Origin of the sequence: Actinomadura sp. NPDC000600 (assembly GCF_040492135.1) — a bacterium.
Classification (GTDB): domain Bacteria; phylum Actinomycetota; class Actinomycetes; order Streptosporangiales; family Streptosporangiaceae; genus Spirillospora.
In genome coordinates this window covers 87,975-108,793 of the sequence record NZ_JBEUPD010000027.1, presented here as the reverse complement: position 1 = coordinate 108,793, position 20,819 = coordinate 87,975, and the positions used below count along the sequence as shown (strand labels likewise).

Annotated in this window: 22 protein-coding genes; 10 read left to right on the top strand and 12 right to left on the bottom strand. The window is 67.0% G+C overall.

Features of this window, described 5'->3' with window-relative positions:
- Positions 1–52 precede the first annotated feature (52 nt).
- The 8 genes from ABWI07_RS31460 (at position 53) to ABWI07_RS31425 (ending at position 6,337) form a co-directional block, all read left to right on the top strand.
- Complete coding sequence (locus ABWI07_RS31460) at positions 53–454, top strand: DUF4913 domain-containing protein (protein ID WP_353820769.1); 402 nt, start codon at positions 53–55, stop codon at positions 452–454.
- 52 nt (positions 455–506) lie between these two features.
- Positions 507–1,286: a hypothetical protein gene (locus ABWI07_RS31455; protein ID WP_353820768.1), complete on the top strand. Its 780-nt coding sequence runs from the start codon at positions 507–509 to the stop codon at positions 1,284–1,286.
- Positions 1,287–1,322: 36 nt separating this feature from the next.
- The gene (locus ABWI07_RS31450; protein ID WP_353820767.1) at positions 1,323–2,138 is read left to right on the top strand and encodes a hypothetical protein; all 816 of its coding nucleotides are present in this window, start codon (positions 1,323–1,325) and stop codon (positions 2,136–2,138) included.
- Positions 2,139–2,190: 52 nt separating this feature from the next.
- Complete coding sequence (locus ABWI07_RS31445) at positions 2,191–3,027, top strand: hypothetical protein (protein ID WP_353820766.1); 837 nt, start codon at positions 2,191–2,193, stop codon at positions 3,025–3,027.
- Positions 3,028–3,107: 80 nt separating this feature from the next.
- Positions 3,108–3,548: a hypothetical protein gene (locus ABWI07_RS31440; RefSeq protein ID WP_353820765.1), complete on the top strand. Its 441-nt coding sequence runs from the start codon at positions 3,108–3,110 to the stop codon at positions 3,546–3,548.
- Positions 3,549–3,553: 5 nt separating this feature from the next.
- Positions 3,554–4,315 (top strand): hypothetical protein, encoded by a 762-nt coding sequence (locus ABWI07_RS31435; RefSeq protein ID WP_353820764.1) that lies wholly within the window; start codon positions 3,554–3,556, stop codon positions 4,313–4,315.
- Positions 4,316–4,438: 123 nt separating this feature from the next.
- A complete protein-coding gene (locus ABWI07_RS31430; protein WP_353820763.1) occupies positions 4,439–4,822 on the top strand; it encodes a hypothetical protein in 384 nt (127 codons plus the stop codon).
- Between the two features lie 24 nt (positions 4,823–4,846).
- Entirely contained in the window at positions 4,847–6,337 is a 1,491-nt protein-coding gene (locus ABWI07_RS31425) for a hypothetical protein (RefSeq protein WP_353820761.1), read from the top strand.
- On the opposite strand, the gene ABWI07_RS31420 is transcribed toward ABWI07_RS31425, so the two are convergent.
- From ABWI07_RS31420 to ABWI07_RS31410, 3 genes are all read right to left on the bottom strand, one after another.
- Positions 6,338–6,979, bottom strand: coding sequence for a hypothetical protein (locus ABWI07_RS31420; protein ID WP_353820760.1), 642 nt, complete (start codon positions 6,977–6,979; stop codon positions 6,338–6,340).
- 515 nt (positions 6,980–7,494) lie between these two features.
- Positions 7,495–8,106, bottom strand: coding sequence for an SUKH-4 family immunity protein (locus ABWI07_RS31415; protein ID WP_353820759.1), 612 nt, complete (start codon positions 8,104–8,106; stop codon positions 7,495–7,497).
- Between the two features lie 106 nt (positions 8,107–8,212).
- Entirely contained in the window at positions 8,213–8,947 is a 735-nt protein-coding gene (locus ABWI07_RS31410; protein WP_353820758.1) for an ATP-binding protein, read from the bottom strand.
- A 781-nt stretch (positions 8,948–9,728) separates the two neighbouring features.
- On the opposite strand from ABWI07_RS31410, the gene ABWI07_RS31405 reads away from it, so the two are divergent.
- On the top strand, positions 9,729–10,598 hold the full coding sequence (locus ABWI07_RS31405) for a helix-turn-helix domain-containing protein (protein WP_353820757.1): 870 nt from the start codon (positions 9,729–9,731) through the stop codon (positions 10,596–10,598).
- Positions 10,582–10,791, top strand: coding sequence for a DUF397 domain-containing protein (locus tag ABWI07_RS31400; RefSeq protein ID WP_353820756.1), 210 nt, complete (start codon positions 10,582–10,584; stop codon positions 10,789–10,791). The genes ABWI07_RS31405 and ABWI07_RS31400 overlap by 17 nt, the downstream gene beginning before the upstream one ends.
- Positions 10,792–11,015: 224 nt before the next feature.
- On the opposite strand, the gene ABWI07_RS31395 is transcribed toward ABWI07_RS31400, so the two are convergent.
- The 9 genes from ABWI07_RS31395 to ABWI07_RS31355 form a co-directional block, all read right to left on the bottom strand.
- Positions 11,016–11,798 carry a S1 RNA-binding domain-containing protein gene (locus ABWI07_RS31395; RefSeq protein WP_353820755.1) on the bottom strand — a complete coding sequence of 261 codons (783 nt, stop codon included), beginning with the start codon at positions 11,796–11,798 and terminating at the stop codon, positions 11,016–11,018.
- Between the two features lie 576 nt (positions 11,799–12,374).
- Entirely contained in the window at positions 12,375–12,947 is a 573-nt protein-coding gene (locus ABWI07_RS31390) for a hypothetical protein (RefSeq protein ID WP_197014223.1), read from the bottom strand.
- Positions 12,944–14,347, bottom strand: coding sequence for a sensor histidine kinase (locus ABWI07_RS31385; RefSeq protein ID WP_353820754.1), 1,404 nt, complete (start codon positions 14,345–14,347; stop codon positions 12,944–12,946). Before ABWI07_RS31385 ends, ABWI07_RS31390 begins: the two co-directional genes overlap by 4 nt.
- A 708-nt stretch (positions 14,348–15,055) precedes the next feature.
- Positions 15,056–15,358, bottom strand: a complete 303-nt coding sequence (locus tag ABWI07_RS31380; protein WP_353820753.1) for a hypothetical protein — start codon at positions 15,356–15,358, stop codon at positions 15,056–15,058.
- Positions 15,359–16,364: 1,006 nt separating this feature from the next.
- Positions 16,365–16,661, bottom strand: coding sequence for a hypothetical protein (locus ABWI07_RS31375; RefSeq protein WP_353820752.1), 297 nt, complete (start codon positions 16,659–16,661; stop codon positions 16,365–16,367).
- A 14-nt stretch (positions 16,662–16,675) separates the two neighbouring features.
- The gene (locus tag ABWI07_RS31370; RefSeq protein WP_353820751.1) at positions 16,676–17,563 is read right to left on the bottom strand and encodes a hypothetical protein; all 888 of its coding nucleotides are present in this window, start codon (positions 17,561–17,563) and stop codon (positions 16,676–16,678) included.
- Positions 17,560–19,524, bottom strand: a complete 1,965-nt coding sequence (locus ABWI07_RS31365; protein ID WP_353820750.1) for a toprim domain-containing protein — start codon at positions 19,522–19,524, stop codon at positions 17,560–17,562. Before ABWI07_RS31365 ends, ABWI07_RS31370 begins: the two co-directional genes overlap by 4 nt.
- Positions 19,521–20,444: a DUF2637 domain-containing protein gene (locus tag ABWI07_RS31360; RefSeq protein WP_353820749.1), complete on the bottom strand. Its 924-nt coding sequence runs from the start codon at positions 20,442–20,444 to the stop codon at positions 19,521–19,523. Before ABWI07_RS31360 ends, ABWI07_RS31365 begins: the two co-directional genes overlap by 4 nt.
- Complete coding sequence (locus ABWI07_RS31355) at positions 20,441–20,734, bottom strand: hypothetical protein (protein ID WP_353820748.1); 294 nt, start codon at positions 20,732–20,734, stop codon at positions 20,441–20,443. Before ABWI07_RS31355 ends, ABWI07_RS31360 begins: the two co-directional genes overlap by 4 nt.
- Positions 20,735–20,819 lie beyond the last annotated feature (85 nt).

The window sequence follows — 20,819 nt, the reverse complement described above, 5'->3', positions numbered from 1 at the left end:
CCGTGTCCATGAAAGGGCCCTGCATGCACACCTCGACCGCTCTGGAGGCTCCATGTCCCCCTCCGACACGCCACGCACGGACGGCCAACGTCTCAAGCCGCTGTATCCGGATGTCACCGCCTGGGTGACCCAGCATTTCGTCCCGATGTACCGGCGCACCCTCGGCGGCGAATTCCGCTGGTGCGCCGAATGGTGGCGGCACGGCGAAGCCATCTCACGCCTCACCGCCCTGTGGTTCTCCTGGGAGGCAATGCGGCTCCAGGGCGCCACCGGCATGGCCCTGTGGTACCGCGACCACCTCGACCACCAGATCCCCGTCCTGCTGGGACCGCGCGGCCCCTTCTACCAGTGCACCGAGAACGAGCATCTGGCCCCACACCAGGCACGCATCATCCCGGTTCCCGCCTGGTGGCTGGGCGTCGACCAAGACGACCTCGCGGCAGCGGACGCTTGAACCCGCCCAACACGCCGCGAACTGCTGACCGGAGGCTTGCGTGACTGAACGCATGGAAGCCGTCGCCTTGGCGCTGGACGCCTACGAACAGCACCTGTTCGGGGATCTTGCCCATGGGCACCGCAACGACCGCGCAGAAGCCGAAGGGCTGGTGCACGCGCTGGTCGTCGACCTCATCACCTACGGCGAGAGCAACCACCTGGACGTCGTCGACCTCCTGGACGCACTCGTCCAAGCCCGCATCGACCGCGGCGGGGCCCTCATCAACCCTCGCTACAGCTTCCGCCTCAACACCGAAGTCCAGTTCCGCGACCGAGACGCCGACGAGCACCGCGGCTTCATCACCGAACTGAAGTCATCCGGCTCCGGACAGGACGCCGAATGCGTACTGCGCGTCCCGGGGCTCATCGACCCGCAGCACACCATCACCTCGCAACTCGAACCGGCCACCCGGCTGGTCCCAGTACCGACTCGCACCCGCGGGATCGTCTTCTCCGCGCAGGAGGCCGAAGACACCATCATCGAGATCCTCGGCGACCTTACGACCAAGCAGGACACCGCTCCTGCCCCTGAGGCAGTCGCGGATCTGAAGGAGCTGTCCACCGCCCTGGCTACCTGGTCCGGCACGACACCCCAACGGGTCCTGCACCACCTCCGCAACCAGGCGAGAGTCTCCCCACCATCGCCGGACAACCGCTCACCGGCCGCCCGCCGCGCCGCGTCCGCGTTCCCGAACAGCATCGCCGCCAGCCTCACTGGCGAGCAACCGACCCCGTCAACCATCAGCCGGTCCGAGCCGCCAAGCACCAACCCACGTCCCCGCCTGAAGTGATCCAGCCATACCCGCTCAGTCATCCGGAGGTACTGCATGCGCGAGCATGACGAGGCAGTCGCCAACGCGCTCGACACCTACCAGCGGCAAGTCCTGCCCGACAAACTTCCCAGCCACCGCGCCGATCCGCTGCTGGCCGAGTTGCTCAGCAAGTCGCTCATCGATCAACTCGTCCGCTACGCCGAGCGCCGGGATTTGAAAGTCGACGACACCTTGGCCCTGCTCCATCAGGAACGACTCGATCGCGGTGGGCGGGCCGACCACCCGGTCGAACGCTTCCGGCTCGCAAGCGAGGTCCAGTTCCGACAGGAGCACACCGCCACCGGGGACAAGCCGCGGTTTCCGCTGTGGCGCGGCTTCATCACCGCCCTGGCAGCCTCGCCAGACGGCGGCGCACAGTGCACAGTCCGCGTGCCAGGCATCCACCAAGGTCTGCACGTTACGGCGTCCGAGCTGGAACCGGCCGATCCGTTCCCGCCGCTCTCCACGCGAACGGCTGGTGTCGTCGTCAGTGCCCGAGGCGCCGAGTCGACGATCATCGACATCGGCGTCCGGCTCAAGCGCGCCGCCGCCAGCGGCCTCGTCGCCGACGAGCAGGCGCTCACCGACCTTGCGCAGCTGACCATGAGGCTGGGGACATGGTCCGGCGGCCGTCCCGACGCGATCATGCGTCACCTCCACGACCGCATCTTGGCCGCCGTGCAGAAGCCGATCCAGCCGGGGCGATCTGAGGCGCGGTTGTCCGCAACCGAGTTCCCCCAGGGACCGGCTCCCTCACCGTCGCCCGACCGGCCGCCCAGCACAAGGTCCCGCCCGGATAACCGGCCTAACCCGCCCAAGCGCCACCCCTGAGTCCCCAGCCCCAACCTCGCATGCCATCCGCACTCGAACCCATGGAGGCCGAATGGCCGAAGCCGGCGCCGAAGAGTTCGCCGAGTTCGGAGCCGCAGCGTTGGACTCCTTCCAAGCCCTCTTCGAGGAGACCGAGCACCTCGACCACCGCAGCAATGACGTCCACGCCCGCGAGCTCCTCGGCGACTTGCTGATCGACTTGATGCACTACGCCCAGCACCGCGGTCTGGAGTTCAACGACATCCTCGCCCAAGCCAACGGCTACTACCTCAGCGAACGCAACAGCCCCGACGTCTACGCCATCGGCTCGACCATCCAACTCGAAGGACCGGCCGCCGACGAGGCGGCCCTGCTCGGGCGACCGACCCGGGGCAGCGTCACCGGAATCCACGTCCCTTATGAGGCCCCGACCGAGTACTACGTCCACTTCCTCGGCGAGACCAGCAGCCGCAGCATCCTCGCCGCCGACCTCCGAGAGACTGCACCGTTCCCGGCCATGTCCACCACGAGGGGCATCATCGGTGACCCCCTTCTGGCCGAAGAGGCCCTCGTCGAGGCGATGACCCGGATCGGACGGGCCGACCTCGCCGGCATCTCACCGCACCAAGACGATCTCAACGATCGCCAGGTCCTGCTCAATGCCCTGGTGGCCTGGAACGGCATGGACACCCGTGACGTCACCGACCTCCTCCTGGCCGAGGTAGAGCAACGACTCACCCCTGCCCAAGCCGAGACCCGAGCCAAGGACACAGCGCTTAGCCCCGACCAACTCGCCGCACGGGACTTCCCCATACCGCTGGAACAAGGACTCACAGAGCAACACCCCGGCCCGCGCACAACGCCCCACTCCGATGCCCCTGGCAGCAAGCGCACCGGCCATCACCGCTAGCCGCCACCACTTGGAAGAACTCGGCACGACAACGCATCCCCCATCGATCATAAGCAATGAGCTTCGATTACAGCGTTTCTATGCACACATCTGACGTCCTGAGGACGGGCGTCCACGCCACGGAGGTCCCGCTGAAGTACTTCTTCGACTACGCCGCCCGACAGATCAAGACGGCTGACTCTCTGCCCGCGCTCCTCGCAGCCGCCTTCATGGGGATGGAACTGATCGAGCGCGCCACCACCGTCCTGGCCCAATCCGCACTCGAGGACGCCTACCAGACCGCCCTCGCCGAGGCGAGCGACGCTTGGTGGGCTCTGGCCGACGCTCCCACACTCACCTGGCCGGACCGCTCCCTGTCGGACACCGACGTACCGGAGCTCGCCGAATCCATCGCCGCCCTGGTGATGGTCGTCGCCGAAGCCATCCTCAACGTCGCTTCCAAGACCACCGACCCCGCGGATCGAGTGGCCTGCCTGCGAGCCGTCCACCACGCCGGCAACGTCCACGCGGCCATGAAGTAGGGCCCATGCCCCACAACGCCAAGCGCATCGAGCGCGCCACGCACACCCTGACCGTCTACGAGCTGGACGCCTTCCCCGGCAAGCCTTCGCTTCTGCAACGCGACCCCTTCTACACCGAGGCCCTGCTAGCCGCACTGGTCTGCGACCTGGAGCACTACGCCAACCACCACGGCATCAACTTCTCCGGCGTCGTCAGCACCGGCCGCGCTCTCAACGCCGAAGAGGTTTCCGAGGACGCCCCCTACAAGCCCGCTGATCAGGTACGCCTCACCCGACAGGACGCCCGCTGCGGCACCGTCATCGGCTGGCAGGCAACCGGCCCCGACGACGAGACCACCTACCTCGTCGCGGTGCCCGGCATCCCCTATATCTACGCCGAGCCAGCCGCGTACTTGGCGCCCGCACCCGCGTTCCCACCGACCAAAACGATCCTCGGCACTGTGAACTCCGCCGACCAAGCCGAACAGCTCTACATCAACCTCACCAAACAGCTCCCAAACGCCCCGGCATCAACCCGCCCCAAGCTCGAACACGACTGCCAACGGCTCCTGGCCGTACTGAGCTCTTGGAGCGGCGTCTCCGCGTCCCGTCTCCACAACGAACTCGTCCCGCGCCCGGCCGCGACGAGGTTCCGGCAGCCCAACACCAACGCCGCCGCAGCGGACTTCCCCACCGACATCGGCCACAACCTCACCGCAGCACCGCCGGACACTCCCGACCGCAAGCAGCCGCCACCCGCGTCCCACGGCTCAACTCCCACCGCATAGCCACCGACCGGAGCACCCCATGGCCTCGCACAAGGCGCCCCCCTGCAATCGCGGCAGAACCCCTGCCGCCCCCACCAGGCCGACTCTCGGACCGGCTCAACCGTGCACCCGGAGGACACCGCGATGACTCACGAACGCCAGCACCAGGACGTCCGCCACAACTGGTTCACCGAGCTCCTCAACAGCGCCCTCAACGACCTCGCCCACGCCGAGCGCGTCATCACCGCCTACGCCGGCCAATCCCCAGACGGCTTCATCGCCTGGGGCATGGCCGAGGGCGAAGCCGTCCAAGCACACCAGGCACTTCGCCAAGCCCCATCCCTGCGCGCCATCCTTCCCGCCGACCACACCGGCCAGAACGCGACCGCCGATGCCCTGTTCGACCTCGCCCGCAAGACCTCTCAAAGCCTCGTCCGAGCCGCCGAACTGGCCAGCGACCCCGACGACAAACTGGCCTGCCTCCAAGCCGCCCTGCACGCCGGACGCCTACGCGACGCACTCCGGTAGCCGCCGATGGCCACGTTCGGGGAGATGACCAACCTCGCCAACGAACACCTCACCGACCTCCGAAACCAACTCCACCTGGCACGCTTCGAAAGAGACATCCGCAGCCGCACGACCCTGCCTGAACTGGCACGCCTCGCCCACGTCCTCGCCCGCTACCACGACCAGATCGCCGAAGGCTTCGGCATTCCCGCCCCAGCCGGTACCGGCGTACGGGACGGCGCCCGCCGCGCCAGCGACCTCATCAAGCAAGCCGAAGACCTCCTCGGCCCGCCCGCGGACACCGAAACCCCACGTTCGGCCCTGGCCCAGAAGCTTCGCGCCGCCTCCATCGCTCTGGGCTGTGGCCTGGACCTACTGTCCACACACTTCCCCACCGCCCATGACCAGATGACCTCAGCGACAGCGGTCGTGATCGCAGCGCCCGACAGCGCCCGCTCCCTGCTGCACCAACTCAGCGTTCATACTTCCACCATCGGCCACCTGGCTTGGCGCACTCCTGCGCCCACCAGCCAGGCCGGCGTACTGCTCTTGAAGGCGGCGTTCCTCTCCCGCATTTACAGCGAGAACGAGACCTCACCGCCCATCACCGCTGTCCAACCCCAGCACACGCCGGACCGCATCCCTCCCGTGGTCGGCGAGGACATCACTCAAGCCCTCGCCGGCATCGACGCCAGCATCCAACGGCTGAACAACCCGCAGACCACTACCTCGATCACCACCTGGCGCTACCTTGCGCGAGCAGCCGCCATCATCTGCGACATCGACTCAAAGACCGTCCACCAACTGATTTACCGGATCAACGAGCTGAACGAATCTGAGCGCCTACCCGCTCTCAAGGAGGCGGCAACAGACGTACAGCACACCGGCCGCACCTGGAGAACCATCATCCGGCGCTGGGACGAGCACATCGGCCACTACGGCCACCCCGCCACCGGCCCGGCCACCGACGCCAGCGACCTCATCATCCGCCTGGGCCGCCTCATACACGCCGACTCCACCTGGACGCCAAGCCCTCACGCATCCAGCCGGCTAAAACCGCCCCATGAACTGGCCCCAGACCTCCACCACGCAGCAACGCTCGCTACGATCACCCTCAAAACCATCGAAGCGTGCAATAACCTCGCCACACACCACCACGCTGCCATCAACGATGCAGCCGCAATGGGCGCAGTGAACCGGCACCAGAAATACCCAACCCACCTACCACGGGTACCAGCATCAGTTCGTGAACTCTCAACCCGCTACGACGCAGCCAGAATCAAAGGAAGCCAAGCCATCATCACACTCGGTCAAGCAATCCAAGAGCTTATATCCCCAGAACTTACCCCTCAAGATGTAGGCCTGGTAATCCGTCGAGCAACAACTCTCAACGAAGAGAACCAACTCAAGCTGGCCGCAGCCGACTTCCCAACCATACTCACCGAACTCCTCACCAGCCCGGACAACTGCCTGGGCGCTCCTTCCGCCCGATCCTCCCTACAGACTGAGAGGGGGCATCGGCGCTTGGACCTGTAGTCACCGCCTCAGGAACCGCCACCTCTGACGCGGCTGAAGTTCGGCGTCTACCTCAGGGAGCCAGAAGCACGTTTCCAGGGTCTTCAGAACGGCCCAATGTCGAAGTTTCTGGTTCTCGGGCACTGTGGCGATCCCGCCGACGCCGAGCACCACCGCACACACGGCTGCGACGGGCAGATTTCTGTTAACAACGGCTTCGACTACCGCCATACCACAGCCTGCAAGCAACGGGAAGCAGCAGTTCCGCAACATCAGCCCAGTGGCACGGAGCCGGGATATCTCCTGCGCGGCATCCTTGTCATATCTTTCGATGGCGGCAAGGAGTATAGGCCCGTGCGCCCAGATGTAGGGGCGCCCACGCGCAGCGGGCACCCGCTGCAAGAACTGCCTACATGATTCATCCGGCGTCCGTCGCCAAAATGGGATTGCTCTGTCGATCAGCGATCCGACGAAATAGGTGAGATGACCCACGAGGTAACTTATCATGACGATCCCGCTGACGAGCAGAACACTCGGAAGGTGCCCCAACTCTTCGGCGTCAAGCCAGTCCAGCCGCACGGCTAGATAAAGACCGAGTGCGAGATACAGCGAGCCAGGGATCGCGTAGGTGAACACGTCGAAGATGCCGAGGGACAGGCGCACGGGCTGCTCCGGGGAGTAGGAGGCTCTGAAGTTCGGACGCTCGAGGACCCGCAGCGGTTGCAGGAGCCCGTTGCCTGTCCGAGCAATGCCAGACCGCCACTGCCGACCCGTTCGTCGTCCTACGTGCGGCCAGCCTCCGCCTCCTCAACGCCTCAAGAGCGTTTCCGTCACCGCTGAGGGACTGGAACAGCGACGCTCTTGCTAGCGAAGGTGTTAACAACCGTCATGGATGACCCTAGGAAGCGGCGGACTCATGGGGCGTTCTGGAGACAGCTGCATGGCCGGTCAGGGGACGGATATGGACGCAACTGGATCTTGTTTGTGAGACTGGTAATGAACCACCCTGCAACTCAGCCCTAAGATCATCACAGGGGCCTTGAAGTGCATTGCGTCGTTGGGTCGCTGCAGCGTGACTTCCGGCGCAGGGCCGTGGCCGGCCCTGCGCTCCGGGTCCACTTGCCTTGAGGTGAGTGGATACCAGCCCCTAGCGATGTACTTCGCCGTTTTGCGTAGCGCTACCGAGACTGATCATCGAAGGTCATGGGTTCTCGCTGTTGATAGCGGCGGTACAGGCGGGCTAGGGCATCGAGAGGAAGCAGGGGCCAGCGGGTGACGGTGCCGGTGATCTTGTCGATGACCAGGGTGGTGGTCTCGATGGTGGGGACGGGCGGTGGTTCGGGGATATGGGCCGCGATGGGAATGGCCTGGTAGCCGTCCTCGAACTCTTGGATGTGAATGAGGATCGGGTTGTCGTGATGGCGGGACAGGAGAAGGTGGGCGCAGCGCCAAGCCTCGGCGATGTCGACGAGCCGCGTGCTGGCGGGGGCTACATCTCCCGCGCCGAGTGGCGCGAGGTAGAGGTCTGCGTTACAGGCTGCGGCCGGCTGGCCGCCGTCGTTGTGGGACGGGTCCGCGGCTTCTAGCGCTGTCGTCAGTACTTGGGTGGTGGTGCTTATCAGGTCTTGGGCCTGGCGGAGGAAGTCGAGAGTGGGGGCGTCGAGTTGGTGTGCGGTCTCCGGGCGGGCGAGGAAGCGGTCGATAGCAGTGCGGTCGGCTCGTTCGGCGAGCATCCGGATCTGCTCTGCGCTTCGCCGCAGGCGAGCGAGACGGTCGGCTTCGATGTACATAGGTTCTGGTCCTGGCGTGCTGCTATGGGCCGGGGACGCGGCGAACAGGAGACGGCGTCGCGTCCCCGGCAATTGGGGGTCCAGCCAACCCCGGCTGCTCGACCTGTCAGGCCCGGGGTGCCGAGGGGTGAGTCTCGTAGTGGCTGGTGATGCGCTCGGCGGTCTCTTGGAGGTCGATCAGCGGTTGGCGGATATGACCGTGGTTGTCGGGCCAGGTGAACGCCGTGGGTGCGACCCAGATGTTCAGGGTGCGCGTGCTGAGGACGGTGGCTCCGCTGCCGTCCCTGCGATAGGTAGTCGGGATGCCACGGGCTTTGAGCGCGTCGGAGAGCTGGCATGCCGCGAAGATCGGAGGGATGGCTCGGTCGGCAATCTGCCAGGTGGTTGGTAATGGGAGGGTGAACCAGACGCACTTGCCGGGCGCCGCAGTAAGGCGTGAGCGGGTGAGGTGGGTGCCGGTGCTGGTGGAAACGGCCGCGACGATGGACAGCCCTTTGCCGTGCTCGTCGAGCAGGTCTGTATCACGGGTGACCGGCCAGGTGTCTCGGTGGGAGTCGAAGACCGAAACAACCAGTTCTGGGATGGGAACGGTGCGCGCCCAGATCCAGAGTTCCTGCTGCACCGTGTCGGCGCGCCCTGGCCAGGACGCGTACGTGTGGGCGTTTGTGGCTAGCTCGGACACTGCGAGTTCCCCGTCCTCGACCTGGTCTGCGGCGAAGCCGAGCGGCCGCATCGTCGCAGCGAGGAGGCCGCGTGCGCGGGAGGCGGTGCTTGCATCGTTGGGTAGGGGGAAAGCGCAGGCTCCTCCAGCCGGGATGCCAGCTGGGCCGCCGGTCAGCATCGGCCCCTCCCGTCCACACGCGCAGGCATCGACTGATCGCCTCGTCCCCTCTCGCTCGGCCGAGCCGCCTCGCGAGCAGGCATGGGTTGAGGGTGCAGGTCTGCGCGAGCTGCGGGCGGAGCTGAGCTGGGGCGGGATGCACTGAGCGAGCGCGGCCGTGGCCAGTGATGCTTCGGCGTAATGGGTACGGGGGACGCGAGGAAGCTACTCAGGTCCTCCGGCGTGCTCTTTTCGATCAGCTGAGGCGTACCGTTCTCGGCACGGAACATGGCCCAGTAGTTCCCGGTGTATGCACCGAACCAGATCGTGGCTTGAGGGTGCCGATGGCCTAGCAGGGCTACGGCTTGCTCCGGATCGTGAGCGGCCGTCCTGCATGGCATCTGCGACGTCGTTGACCCGACGGGCGTGAGGCCATGGCGCCGCCCGCCCTCGTGTCCCTGATCTATGGCATATGCGATCCCCGGGGCCGGGAAAGGATTCGTACGATCATGCATGGGTCGGACCTCCACTGTCCGATCAAGGTCTCGGACCGGTGCTGCCACACCGGTCCGAGATCGCCTTAACCTCTCGGCCAGATGGCCCCTGCCAGGGCCCGGTGAGTCCTCGTCGTTGCCGCATGGCAGGCCGGAATAGCCGTACGGCCTGAGTCGGCATCGACTTGGTCACCCAGCGACATCATGCTCTTACAGAGCGCACCTGTCCATGCACTTGTTCATTTCTATGTGCACTTGGGCTCCTCAAGGATGAAAAGGATCATGCTCGCCATGCCACACTGAGCGACATGTCGAACGCGCAGAGTCCAACCGTCAGGCACCGTCGTCTCGCCCGACAACTCCGCCAACAGCGAGAGAAGGCCGGGCTCACGATGGAGCGGGCGGCTGCCGCACTCGGTTGGAGTCGCCCGAAGCTGCTCCGCTTCGAGACGGCCAAAACGCGGCCCAGGCCTTCGGATGTCGAGGAGATGCTCGATCTCTACGGCGGGGAGGAGGCAGTCAAGTTGGCGCTCATGCAACTCGCCCGTGACATCCGCAAACGCGGATGGTGGTCGGCCTTCAACGACGTACTGACCGGCTCATTCGCAGAACTGGAAGACGACGCCACTGAGATCCGCAGCTGGCAGGTCCAGTTCATCCCCGGCCTGCTTCAAACCAGCGACTACGCGCTCGCGCTCATCCGGATCTTGAGCCCGGAGGACTCTGAGGACGTCCTGCTGCGACGTCTCCAAGCGCGCATGGCACGTCGCGCGATTCTGGAGCGGGAGAACGCCCCCACCTTCACAGTCGTCCTGGACGAAGCCGTGCTCAGGCGCCCGGTGGGCGGACCGCAAGTGATGGCACGACAACTCGAAGCACTGGTGGACGCCACCGCCAAGCCCAACGTCAGCATCCGCATCATGCCCATCTCCGTGGGCGAGCACGCTGGAATGGACGGTCCCTTCGTCGCTTTGAGCTTTGCCGGCGAACTAGACCAAGACGTCGTCTACCTGGAAGGTATGGGCGGCGAGGTCTATGTCGAGGAGGTCGGCCAGGTCACCCGCTGTAATGTGAGGTTCGACCGCATTTGCGAACAGGCCCTCACCGAGAAGGACTCGGTCGCCCTGATCGCCGACATCGCCGAGGAGTACCAGCGATCCAATGAGCCTCCACGATGACCTCTCAAGGGCCCGGTGGCGCAAGGCAAGCCGGAGTAGCGCGAGCGGAAGCGACTGCGTTGAGATCGCCCAGGTTTCGGACTTGATCGCTATTCGCGACTCCAAGGCCCCCGACGGCCCGACAGTCGTCATCGACCGAAAGGCCTGGCGGACACTCACCAACCGGGCGCATCGGGGCGAACTCGAACTCTGAATCCCCGCGCCCGCCGCGCGCGCCGACACCCCTCCGCAGGACGCCCAGGGCCACGAGCCCCGGGATCACGGCCTGGAGCGGTCCGTCGAAGGGGCTGCCAGCCGGCACCAGGGCTGGTAACGAATACATCCTCTAGAGCACGCTGGCGGACGCAGGGCAGTCCTCGTGGCTTTGTGATTCGTGTCATCGGGGAACTCGACGACGGTCTCCACGAGGATCGGGGTCTACTGCCGCGCCCTACGGCGCGATAGGAAAAGCCGACGCCGCTGCTGGTCGATGTCGGTGACGACCACGGTGATGGAGTCGCCGACCTCGACTGCATCCTCGGGTCTGTCGAGGGGTGTGTCGGCGAGTTCGCCGAGATGGACCAGGCCTTCGATGCCGTCTTCGACGCGCACGAAAGCGCCGAAGGGCACCAGCTTGGTGACCCGGCCGGGAAGGGGCTGCCCTACGCGGACGCGGTTGGCGAACTGCTGGAACGGGTCGGGTTGCAGGGCGCGCAACGACAGCCGGGCCTCGCCGTTGTGGGTGTCGAAGACCAGGAACTCGCAGGTGACGCGCTGGCCCACGGAGACGACCTCGCGAGGATCCTCGAAACGGAGCCAGGACAGTTCGGGGAAGGTGATGAAGCCCACGCCGGGGAAGACGGGATGGTCCGGTCCATCATCCAGATCAACGAACACACCGAACCGCTCTATCGACGCGATAGAGCCAGACAACCGCTGTCCCGGACGCAATGCCTTGAGAAACGCCCACAAGCGTGGATGCTCGGTGGCGGACAAGGAGAGCCGCACCTGCCGCTTCGCGAGATCGACGGCAAGCACCTCGGCCGATACTCGGGCGCCCGCTTCGAGTGGCGCAGTAGGTGGTCGGCCGAACGCGCGCCAGGACAGATCGAGCGGGCCAACGACACCGACGGGGTAGACGGGGAAGCCATCAAGGAGCACGGCCGCCTCCGACTGGGTGACCTCTGCAACCACGCCCGAGAGGATGTCACCGACGTCCACCGTCTCCAGAAACGCTGCGAGGGACTCATCCTCCCGCCGAGTTCCCATGACGCAAGGCTCCCACAAACGGATGGAAGACGGCTGGTACCGATCACCCGGTCACGTTTCGGCTCAAGGGCAGGGGATGCGCCCCAGGGGATGGCCTGCTCGAAGCGTCAGAACGCGTACGTGGCAGTCGGGTCCGGGCAGCCTCACATGGCCCGGAACTCCTACCGCTACGGCGAGCCGCCACGTAGCCGAGCGTGACCGGCGGGTTGTCATAACTTCTGAACCCCACCAGCGGTCGAGGCGCCATTCCGCCGCTGACCTGGGCGAGTTTCAGAAATCCGACCGCGCGCGAGGCCCGGCTGCACGGTTGTCCGGCCGGGCGAACGCACCGCGCGCCGGTCTTATCCCGTCGCGTCCGGGCCGGAATCCAGCGCGCGGCCGGGCGGCGTCCACGCCGCGTGACCTGCGGCGACCTTTCTACCTTGGGGCTGGGGACACGTTTGGAAGCGGAGGGCCATGCAGCGCCGGCTTCTATTTGTCGGCTTCGGTCGAGCACTGCGAGGAAGCCCAGGTGCTCCAGCACGTAAATCAGTTGGTCGCGGTGCTGAGCAGGTCGCGATAGTCGGCGCATCGGACGGTGTGGCCGGGACGGCCGTCGAAGATGTTCAGCTCGACCTTCTTGACGCCGGGGATCGCCTGTGCAGTGCAGGCGAGCTGCGCCTGCCACAGGCGCGGCCATTTCTCGGGCCGGATCGTCGTCTGCAACGCGACGGTGACGGTCCCCGAGTCGTCTGTTTCGCGGATGGCCGCTGGTGGCGCCCCAGGTGGACGGATGCCGTCCGGTGACGGGTCGGGCAGCCCGGCGACGATCCCGATACCGGGCAACGTGCTGTCCAGGCCCGCTTGGCGTTCGTTGTCGGTGACGCCGTACCCGAGTTGCCACAGCGGCATCAGCGGAGCCCCGGGCAATCCGGGCCGGACCACTGGCACCAGCCGGCCGTCCTTGACGAAGTAGATGGTGTTGTTGACGACCGGGCCCTGTCCGGTGGGCAGAGCTCCAACCCTGGTGATGCCGGTCGGCCGGACGCCGCAGCCGCTCACCAGGACCACAGCCGCGGCGAGCACGGCGCTGAGCACCGTCACGACGTGCCTGCCGCTCATTGTGTCTCCGCCACGGGCAGCCAGAGGGTGAACACCGCGCCCGCCTGGGGACCGGCGGATGCTTCCAGCGTCCCGCCGTGGAGCGATGCGTTCTCTCGCGCGATCGCCAGGCCCAACCCGCTGCCCGCGCTCCGCGAGCGGGCCGCCTCGGCCTTGAAGAACCGGTCGAAGATCAGTGGCAGCAGGTCGTCGGGGATGCCCGGTCCCGAGTCCGCGACCGAGAGTTCGAACCCCGGCACGCCGTCGCGCTCGGCAGGGCGGACCTCCAAGCGCACCGGCGGCCGCCCGTGCCGGAACGCGTTGCCGACCAGGTTGGCCACGATGACGTCGAATCGGCGCGGGTCCACCCGGACCACCAGGTCGCCGGGGGCCGCGACCGCGACTTGGCCGGTCCAGCCGCGCGCGTCGAGGACGGCCGCAACAGCCTCGGCCACGACCACATCGTCCAGGACGAGCGCGGCCGCACCAGCGTCGAACCGGCTGATCTCGATCAGGTGCTCCACCAGCGCGCCGAGCCGCCGCGTCTCGGCCACCACCAGCCGCGCCGCCGTCGGATCCGGTTCGGCCTCCAGCACGTCGGTGAGGGCGGTCATCGCGGTGAGCGGAGTGCGCAGCTCATGGGAGACGTCCGCCACGAACCGCCGCGCCGCCTCCTCCAACGCGCGCAGCTCGGTCACCGTGGTCTCCAGGGCGCCCGCCGCCCGATTGAACGTGTGGGCCAGGTCGGCCAGCTCGTCCCGGCCCCGGACCTGCACTCGCGTCGTCAGCTCGCCCTCGGCGAGCGCCCGTGCCCCCGCGCCAAGGCGCCGGACCGGCCGCAGCAGCCCATGCGCGGCCGCCAATGCCAGTCCTAGCCCGAACAGCAGCGCAGCGGCATCCGCCATGACCATCGCCCGGATGAACGACCGTAGGTCAGCGGCTTCCCGATCCAGGCTGACGCTGACCAGGACAATCGGTGGGGAAGTGGGCTGCGCGCCGACCGCCGAGGCGCGATACACGGCCACGGACGTCCCGACCAGCAGGTACGGCCGTCCCAGATGCCGTACTCGCTGAACAACCATGGCCCGCACAGCCCGCGCCGCGAACACGGCGGGCACCGGCACGTGCAGGCAGCCAGGGGCAGGCGAAGGCACCGGCCGGCCCGGCGGTGACGTCACCACGCAGGCCCGCTGGCGCCGGTCGGCAGTGCTCAACGCCGCCTGCAGGGTCGCCTGCAGGGTCCTGTCCGCGTTCGCCGGCATCTGGACGGGCACCAGCCGTTCGACGGTCTGCCGGACCTGGGTCGCCACGGCGTCCCGGGTGCGTTCCAGCATCGCGTCGCGCACCAGCACGTACCCGACGCCGGATGCCAGCACCGACGCCAGCAGCGCCACGGCGGTGAACGCCGCTGCCGTCCGCATCCGCAGGCTCGTCATCGAGTCGCCGACCGGCACCCGGCCCCGAGCTTGTCGTGGCGCCGCGCTCCGATACCCGACGGCACCAGAGCTGCCGCCGGCCTTGTCGAAGGATCGCCCTGCCAGTGGAAAACGCTCAGCACCGGATCAGTATGCAGTCGGCCGTGATCATGCAGCGGCTATGTCTCGAAATCCAGACATAGAGCGAAGACGAACCGGCGCATCCATGGGCGTGTGGTCGCGGTACGGGTTCCCGAACCGGGCTGTCTCGGTGTGCCGCCGCTTTTGCGATCGACCGCGCGACACGCGGGCCGGTCCCGGCTCCCGCCGATCCGCACCCGGCACAGCTCGCTCCTTGCCCGCGTGGATCTCTTGAGGACCTCCGGAGTCGGGACCGGCGCCAAGGCCATCGCCTCGACCTAGACGTCGATATGCGCCTGATCAACGTCCACCTTCCGGAACACGTCGCCGACGCGCAGAGTCGCACGCTCGGAATGGGCGACGACCTCGACCTCATCCATGGGCGACCACTATCCCGGAGATGATCACAGACGTCGCCCGGGTTTCGCGTGCGATTACGCAGTCGGCCGCCTCCCGCCATCCAGCGGCCTGGTGCATGACACCGACCCCTGAGCAGGCCAAGCCCACCAAGTTGTTAGGAGTCCTTAGTGCGGGCCTGTCCCCCAGACGGCTGGACAAGAGTGGGGCGGTCGCCTACGGACGGGAGAGCCGGGCGATCGTCGGCATGGACATGAGTTGATTGAAGGCATCGTCCTTCGACAGCGGCGCCAGACAGTCGATGCCGGACAGAGCGACGGCGTGTGGGGCCTCGTGGTCGCGTGCGCCCACCATGGGCGTCTCTGTAGGGGAGGACAGCGAGATGACCGCGACTTGGCCGTAGTTGCGCAACTCGCGGATTCCTTCGGCTTCGCCGCCGTAGATGACCAGAATCCGGCGGGAGCCTGTCTGGCGCGTGAGGAAGGCCCGTGTCTGTTCCAGGTTCTCGGTCAGCACCAAGCCGGGTACCCGATCCTCTTGCAGAGTGCCGATATCTATCCCGAGTAGTCGCCATGCATCCGCTCGGGTGAGAACGAGCTCGGTCGTGGTGCCTGGCCGACTGGTCAGGACGTCTATGGCTAGGCGGCGGACGGCGTTCTCGCCTGCTGGTCCGTCGAGTGGAACCCCCATTGCGGCGTACGGCCTGATGCCGGGCAGGTCGGGTGGCGGGTGACCGGCGGAGGTTGGAGATCCCAGGACCGCCTCGGGCTGGGAGCGTCGCTTCATCACCTGGCTGAATGCCGACCTGGCTGCCGCGGCGACGGCTCGCCGATACCTACTCAAGATGGCAGCAGCGCCAAGGAGAAGGGGTAGCGCGCAAGCTCCAGCCCAGCCACTCCCCCACGTTCTGCGGCCATCCGGATCTGTGCGTGAAATCGGGATAGGCGTGGGAAGGGGTTGGTGCGCGGTGGACGTCGGCTGAGGCTGGTGTGAGTTCAGGGGATTCTTGGCGGTAGGAGCCGGTGTTCCCGGCGACGCCTGCACGGGAGTCCGGTTCGAGGGCCGGCCTCCTCTGGCGGCGCCGGTCGCTGGCGCCGTCCCTGATGGCGTCGGCTTCGTGGCCTGGTTCTGGTGAGGTCGGCGACGAGGCTTCGAGGGGTGCTGGTGGGGGCGGGGTCGCTTGGACGCCTTGGGTATGGAGTCGCGGAAGACGTCACCCCAGTCGGGGTCACGGCCGGTTTTGAGGCTTCGCAAGACTTCCTTGCGGGCGCGGTGGCAGAGCTTCTTCTTGTCGACGTACCTGCTGGCAATCGGACCGATCGGTGCGCACGTTTCCACATGCCTGATGGCGACCGGGTCAGTGCCATGGTGCGGAGCAAGCGGTGCGGCCGCGCAGAGGAGCGCGGCGGTATTGACGAGGAATGCGCCCCGTAGCCACACTGCTCCCCGCCTCGGGGCATGTGTTCGGCCGCCATCACCTGGAATGCCTCGACCTCGTCGGAGCGGGCCGCTGGTGGTTCCTGCATCACGCATTCGGGCCACGTCCGCGAAGGCTGCGGCCGAAACCGCCGGCTGGCGGCAGGGGGCCAGGCTCCCCTGTTGCGCCGGGCCGACGCGGGTGGCGGCTCGGCCATCTCATGGCGGCGATCACTGCGATGGGCCAGCCGAAGACGGTCGCACAGCAGATCACGTTGATCAGGATGATGTAGCCGATGTCGTCGGCACCGCGTATGAGCGCGATGAGCGTCGGCAGGACGGCCAGGAGCGCGAGGAGGCCGATCAGTCCGAGCCAGAAGAACGCGCTGCTCTGGATGGCGTTCATCATCTTCCCTTCGGTTAGAGGTTCCGCCGGCGGTTGCGCTCGGGGATCTGTGACTGGGTCCGGCGGACGGCCGAGGCCTCGAAGGGCTGTTTCGAGCTCATCTCCAGTGCCTCGTCGATGGTGAGGGGGAAGTCCTCGGCGGCCCGCTCCACGTCCGAGCCGCGGGCGTAAGTCGGACCCGGGATAGTCGGGACGGCCTTGGCGGTGATGTGTTCAGGCAGGTTGGTCGTGATCTCCAGGACCGTGCGCAGTTCCTCAGGCTGAGGTTCGCGCCCCTGGAGGCGGAGCTTGGTCCTCAACTCGTCCGCGATTTGGAATGCGCGCTGTTCTTGCCGGGCCTCTTCCCAACCGCTCCGTTCTGGGCCGTGGACTCTTGCGGCCCATTCGGCGCCGGTGCCTTCGTGCAGCTCTCGTTGGTGGGGTCCGGGGTCGCCAGGGCGGACGTTCGGATCCCGTGTGAAGAAGGGGGCGGCTTGTGCCATGGCATCCAGCGAGTCCAAGCCTTCGCTGCGGAACCGGTCGTAGTGGCTCATCCCGTGCGGGTGGAGGTGGCGGAGCCGTTCTTCGCATTTGCGGACGGCGAGGGCCGCCGAGGCATTGCCCGGGGCGTGCGGGACGGCTGCTCCCCATGCTTCGGCGACCTGGAGCAGGTTCGCCTGGCGCAGCCAGCTGCTGTCGTGGGCGCGCACCCAGCGCGATCGTGCTTCGGACATTGCGGCCCTTTGAGCTCTGGCTTCTTCTCGCTGGGCCTGCTGGTCCTGAAGCTGCCGGACGGCCTTTGACCGGTGCCGGCGATGGGCGAGCGTTTGCTGCACTCCGACGGCTGCGGAGACGACCTGGACGAGTCGCTGTCCGCCGTGCTGGAGGCCTTCGTTGATCGGGTCGGGATGTTGCTGGCTCACACCGTCCTCCGGTGATTGCGTGTCGGCGATGTCGTGGGAGAGGGGCCATGGGCGCCGCGGTTCTGTTGGGCAGGGGGCGGAGGCCGCGATGATGAGGCGCCCAGGTCAGGGCTCGGACTGATCGCTCCGGCGACCAGGGCGGTGACGTCGGCCGGGTCCATGCCCGTGCGCGCTGCGACGCGGTCGACCTGGCGGGCGATCTGGTCGGGTGGCAGTTGAGCGATCTGGGCTGCGGCGGCTTGGGCGGCGGCCACCCGGGACTCGACGAACTCCAGCGCTCCCCCGAACCGCTGGATTCTCTCATCTATGACCAGGTCAGCGAGGGGAACTACGGAAAGTAGCGCCTCGCGGACGGCGAATTGGCTCGCCGGCGCCAACAGATCGCCCGGGTCGTGGCCTGGTGGAAGGAGGGCCACTTCGACGAGCTCTGCGCTCTTGCGAAGGGTGCGCCAGGCTCGAACCGCTCCAGCTCGTCCAGCGGAGTCACCGTCGAGTGCGATTACCAGCCCGGACGTGGGCCCGTCAGCGTGTGCCGCGATCGCCTCGACGTGCGCGGTAGTGATCGCTGTGCCGCAAGGAGAGACGGCGGCGTAGACGGCCGGCAGGACGAGATTGACCGCGATGGCATCGAGTGGTCCCTCGACAAGGATGGGGCGACCGGTGGCCGCGAGCTGGGCGCGGGTTTCGTGAAGACCGAACAGTACGTCGCGCTTGTGGAAGAGGGCCGTGTCGGGGGTGTTGAGGTACTTCGGGCCCGGGGCTTCGTCACGCCGGCGACCGATGAAGCCGATGATCTCTCCGTTCCCGTCCCGGAGGGGGAACAGGACGCGGTCGCGAAACACGTCGAGGAGTTCGCCATCGTCACTCCTCTTCGCCAGGCCAGCATCGATGATCGTCTGATCGTGATGGCCCAGACCCCGCAGATGGTGGAGCAGCGCACGACGGTCGCGCGGCGCGAAGCCCAGTTCCCAGCGCTCCTGAACCACGGCGTTGAAACCCCGGTCCGCGAGGTAGTGGACGCCCCAGCTTCCTGGCAGGGCCTGCCGGTAGAAGTGATGCGCATCGGTGAGCGCTGCGTGCAGCAACGAGCTGTCTCGCGATGCAGTCGTCTGAGGGCGCTCGGCCTTTGAGCGGTCGACCGAGGTTGAAGCGGAAGTAGGTGCCGGGCCGGCGAGCGCGTGCAGGCGGCGCCGTAGTCGTGTGCTCGTCCTGACGATCTGGCCGCCGACGACGCGGATGGCGGCGGCTGAATCCGTTCGGGCGTCCGTCCCAGCCCATTGCTCCGTCGCCGGGAAGAGAAGGTGCGAGACGTCCAGTCCGAAGTCGGCGAGGACGAGGTAGGCGACGGAATCGGCGAAGACTCGCCGAGCCCCCAGGCACGGTGCAGAATTCTGTGCGGCCCCGTCGAGGTGGTCGCCGGGTCGGATGGCGTGGGCGAGCTGGTGCGCGAGCAGCGACGCTGCGGGGACGTCGCCGAGTTCTGGAGCGAGTTGGATACGTCGCCCGGGGTGCCCGAGGTAGGTCCAATCTTGCCCGCGGTCGACGTAGAAGCCGAGGTCGGCAGCCAGCCGGGCGAGGGTCTGCAGGCCATAGGGCGGGGAGAGCGGTTCCTTGGTGACCGGCTCGCCGTCGGTCTGCTCGACATCGAAGACCGTGCGGGGCTTACCGCGCTTGGAGATGATCCGGATGCCGGTTTCGCCGCGGCGGACTTGGCGCCCATCCGTCTGCCAGGTGTCGTATGAGCGGACGTCGGTCGCCGAGCGCCGCTGGGCTGGGATGAGAAGGGTGTTGGTGAACCCGTAGCGTCCATGCCGACTCGCGTCACGAAGCCAGACTTCCCACGCCAGGCTGCCGTCAACGAGGCGGGCGATCGAGTGCTCGGCAATGCCCTGGAGGACGCCGAGTCGACGATGCTGTTCCTCAGCCTGGGCAAGGCGCTCCTCTCCCGAGGAGGCCGTCATGACGGCTTCCCGCTGGAAGACTCTTCACGAACTGTGGCGATCAGCTCCGTCAGCCGTTGGTTGGCAATGGCGAAGCCCAGTTCTCGCAGCCGCTTGCCGAGCCGGTCCCGTTTGAGCTCGACTCCCTCGCGTTCCGAATGACGCTGGAGTTGACGAGCGACGGCTAGAAGTGGATCGTCGCGCCGACCGGCCGGTGAACTGCCGTCGGGGGTCGCGCGTGGATTGGTGGATGCGGGCGGGCGGCTGAGGTCCAGCCGTTCGGCCAGCGGTGCGCGCCATCGCCACGACCACCTGCCGTAATCCTGTTGCAGTCGTGAGACGGCCTCCAGGTGATCGCGCTCCAGTTCAAGGCCCTGCTGGTACTCGGTGATGTGCCAGAGGACCATCCGTCGCCACAGCAGGAGGCTGGAAGCCGGCGCGAGCATCCAGCGCGCCATCGGTACTCGCTCCACTCGGCGGGCCGATGCCAGTCCGACCCACCGCCGGATCAGATGCCGCACACCTTCGATTACCGTGACAAACAGGACGGGCATGGCCGCGTACATGAGGCTGCCGGCGAGGTCGCCGTGCGCGGCGGATACGTTCACCAGGACGGTGCCGGTGATGTAGAGCCAGGCGACCCAGCGCAGGACCGGCCACGGCAGGTCGAGGTACTCCATCAGCAGGTCCCAGGCCAACAGGATCAGGATGCCTACGTCCATTCCGACGGGCACGATCCATGCAAGCCCCTTGAAGTGCGGCTCGGCCAACTGCCGGATGGTGGTGAAGGAGCCGAGGCCCCCGAGGATCGCCAGCGCCGCTATCAGCGGTGCGACCCCGGCTGCCGCCCACCTGACAACGCCGGGCTCCGGGCGTGCAGGGGCGTTGTCCTTTCGAGTGTCGTCCGTAGCCGTCGCTCGCGACTGCTTCAGCCAGGTCACCGCATGCGCCTCTCGACCATCCAGAGCAGCAGCCGGGCGACGTACCGGGCCTCGCTCGTGGTGCCCAGGAGGCGACCGTGGGCGGTGACATAGGCGTAGGCGCCGTCAGCTCCAGCGCACAGGACGGTCTCGGACCATCCGTTGTTCCGGATGCGCAGGCACCAGCGTCCGTTGCGCGGCCTTCGGACTCGTACGCTGAGCTCCAGCCGTCTCAGCTCGTAGTGCAGCCGGAGCAGGCGGGCGCGCCGTTCCTCCAGCTCAACCTGCATGGTCGATGCCTGCGTCCTCATCGCTCCCCCGGTGATGTCAGCCAATGCACCCATCAACTAAAGACTGCAGTCACGAAGATGCAGCACACACAGATTACGGTCAACT

What these genes read in the sequence shown, in the direction of transcription:
- ABWI07_RS31460 (WP_353820769.1), top strand. Translation starts at nt 53, where the DNA reads ATGTCCCCCTCCGACACGCCACGCACGGACGGCCAACGTCTCAAGCCG.
- ABWI07_RS31455 (WP_353820768.1), top strand. Translation starts at nt 507, where the DNA reads ATGGAAGCCGTCGCCTTGGCGCTGGACGCCTACGAACAGCACCTGTTC.
- ABWI07_RS31450 (WP_353820767.1), top strand. Translation starts at nt 1,323, where the DNA reads ATGCGCGAGCATGACGAGGCAGTCGCCAACGCGCTCGACACCTACCAG.
- ABWI07_RS31445 (WP_353820766.1), top strand. Translation starts at nt 2,191, where the DNA reads ATGGCCGAAGCCGGCGCCGAAGAGTTCGCCGAGTTCGGAGCCGCAGCG.
- ABWI07_RS31440 (WP_353820765.1), top strand. Translation starts at nt 3,108, where the DNA reads ATGCACACATCTGACGTCCTGAGGACGGGCGTCCACGCCACGGAGGTC.
- ABWI07_RS31435 (WP_353820764.1), top strand. Translation starts at nt 3,554, where the DNA reads ATGCCCCACAACGCCAAGCGCATCGAGCGCGCCACGCACACCCTGACC.
- ABWI07_RS31430 (WP_353820763.1), top strand. Translation starts at nt 4,439, where the DNA reads ATGACTCACGAACGCCAGCACCAGGACGTCCGCCACAACTGGTTCACC.
- ABWI07_RS31425 (WP_353820761.1), top strand. Translation starts at nt 4,847, where the DNA reads ATGACCAACCTCGCCAACGAACACCTCACCGACCTCCGAAACCAACTC.
- ABWI07_RS31415 (WP_353820759.1), bottom strand. Translation starts at nt 8,106, where the DNA reads ATGTACATCGAAGCCGACCGTCTCGCTCGCCTGCGGCGAAGCGCAGAG.
- ABWI07_RS31410 (WP_353820758.1), bottom strand. Translation starts at nt 8,947, where the DNA reads ATGCTGACCGGCGGCCCAGCTGGCATCCCGGCTGGAGGAGCCTGCGCT.
- ABWI07_RS31405 (WP_353820757.1), top strand. Translation starts at nt 9,729, where the DNA reads ATGTCGAACGCGCAGAGTCCAACCGTCAGGCACCGTCGTCTCGCCCGA.
- ABWI07_RS31400 (WP_353820756.1), top strand. Translation starts at nt 10,582, where the DNA reads ATGAGCCTCCACGATGACCTCTCAAGGGCCCGGTGGCGCAAGGCAAGC.
- ABWI07_RS31390 (WP_197014223.1), bottom strand. Translation starts at nt 12,947, where the DNA reads ATGAGCGGCAGGCACGTCGTGACGGTGCTCAGCGCCGTGCTCGCCGCG.
- ABWI07_RS31385 (WP_353820754.1), bottom strand. Translation starts at nt 14,347, where the DNA reads ATGCGGACGGCAGCGGCGTTCACCGCCGTGGCGCTGCTGGCGTCGGTG.
- ABWI07_RS31375 (WP_353820752.1), bottom strand. Translation starts at nt 16,661, where the DNA reads ATGAACGCCATCCAGAGCAGCGCGTTCTTCTGGCTCGGACTGATCGGC.
- ABWI07_RS31365 (WP_353820750.1), bottom strand. Translation starts at nt 19,524, where the DNA reads ATGACGGCCTCCTCGGGAGAGGAGCGCCTTGCCCAGGCTGAGGAACAG.
- ABWI07_RS31355 (WP_353820748.1), bottom strand. Translation starts at nt 20,734, where the DNA reads ATGAGGACGCAGGCATCGACCATGCAGGTTGAGCTGGAGGAACGGCGC.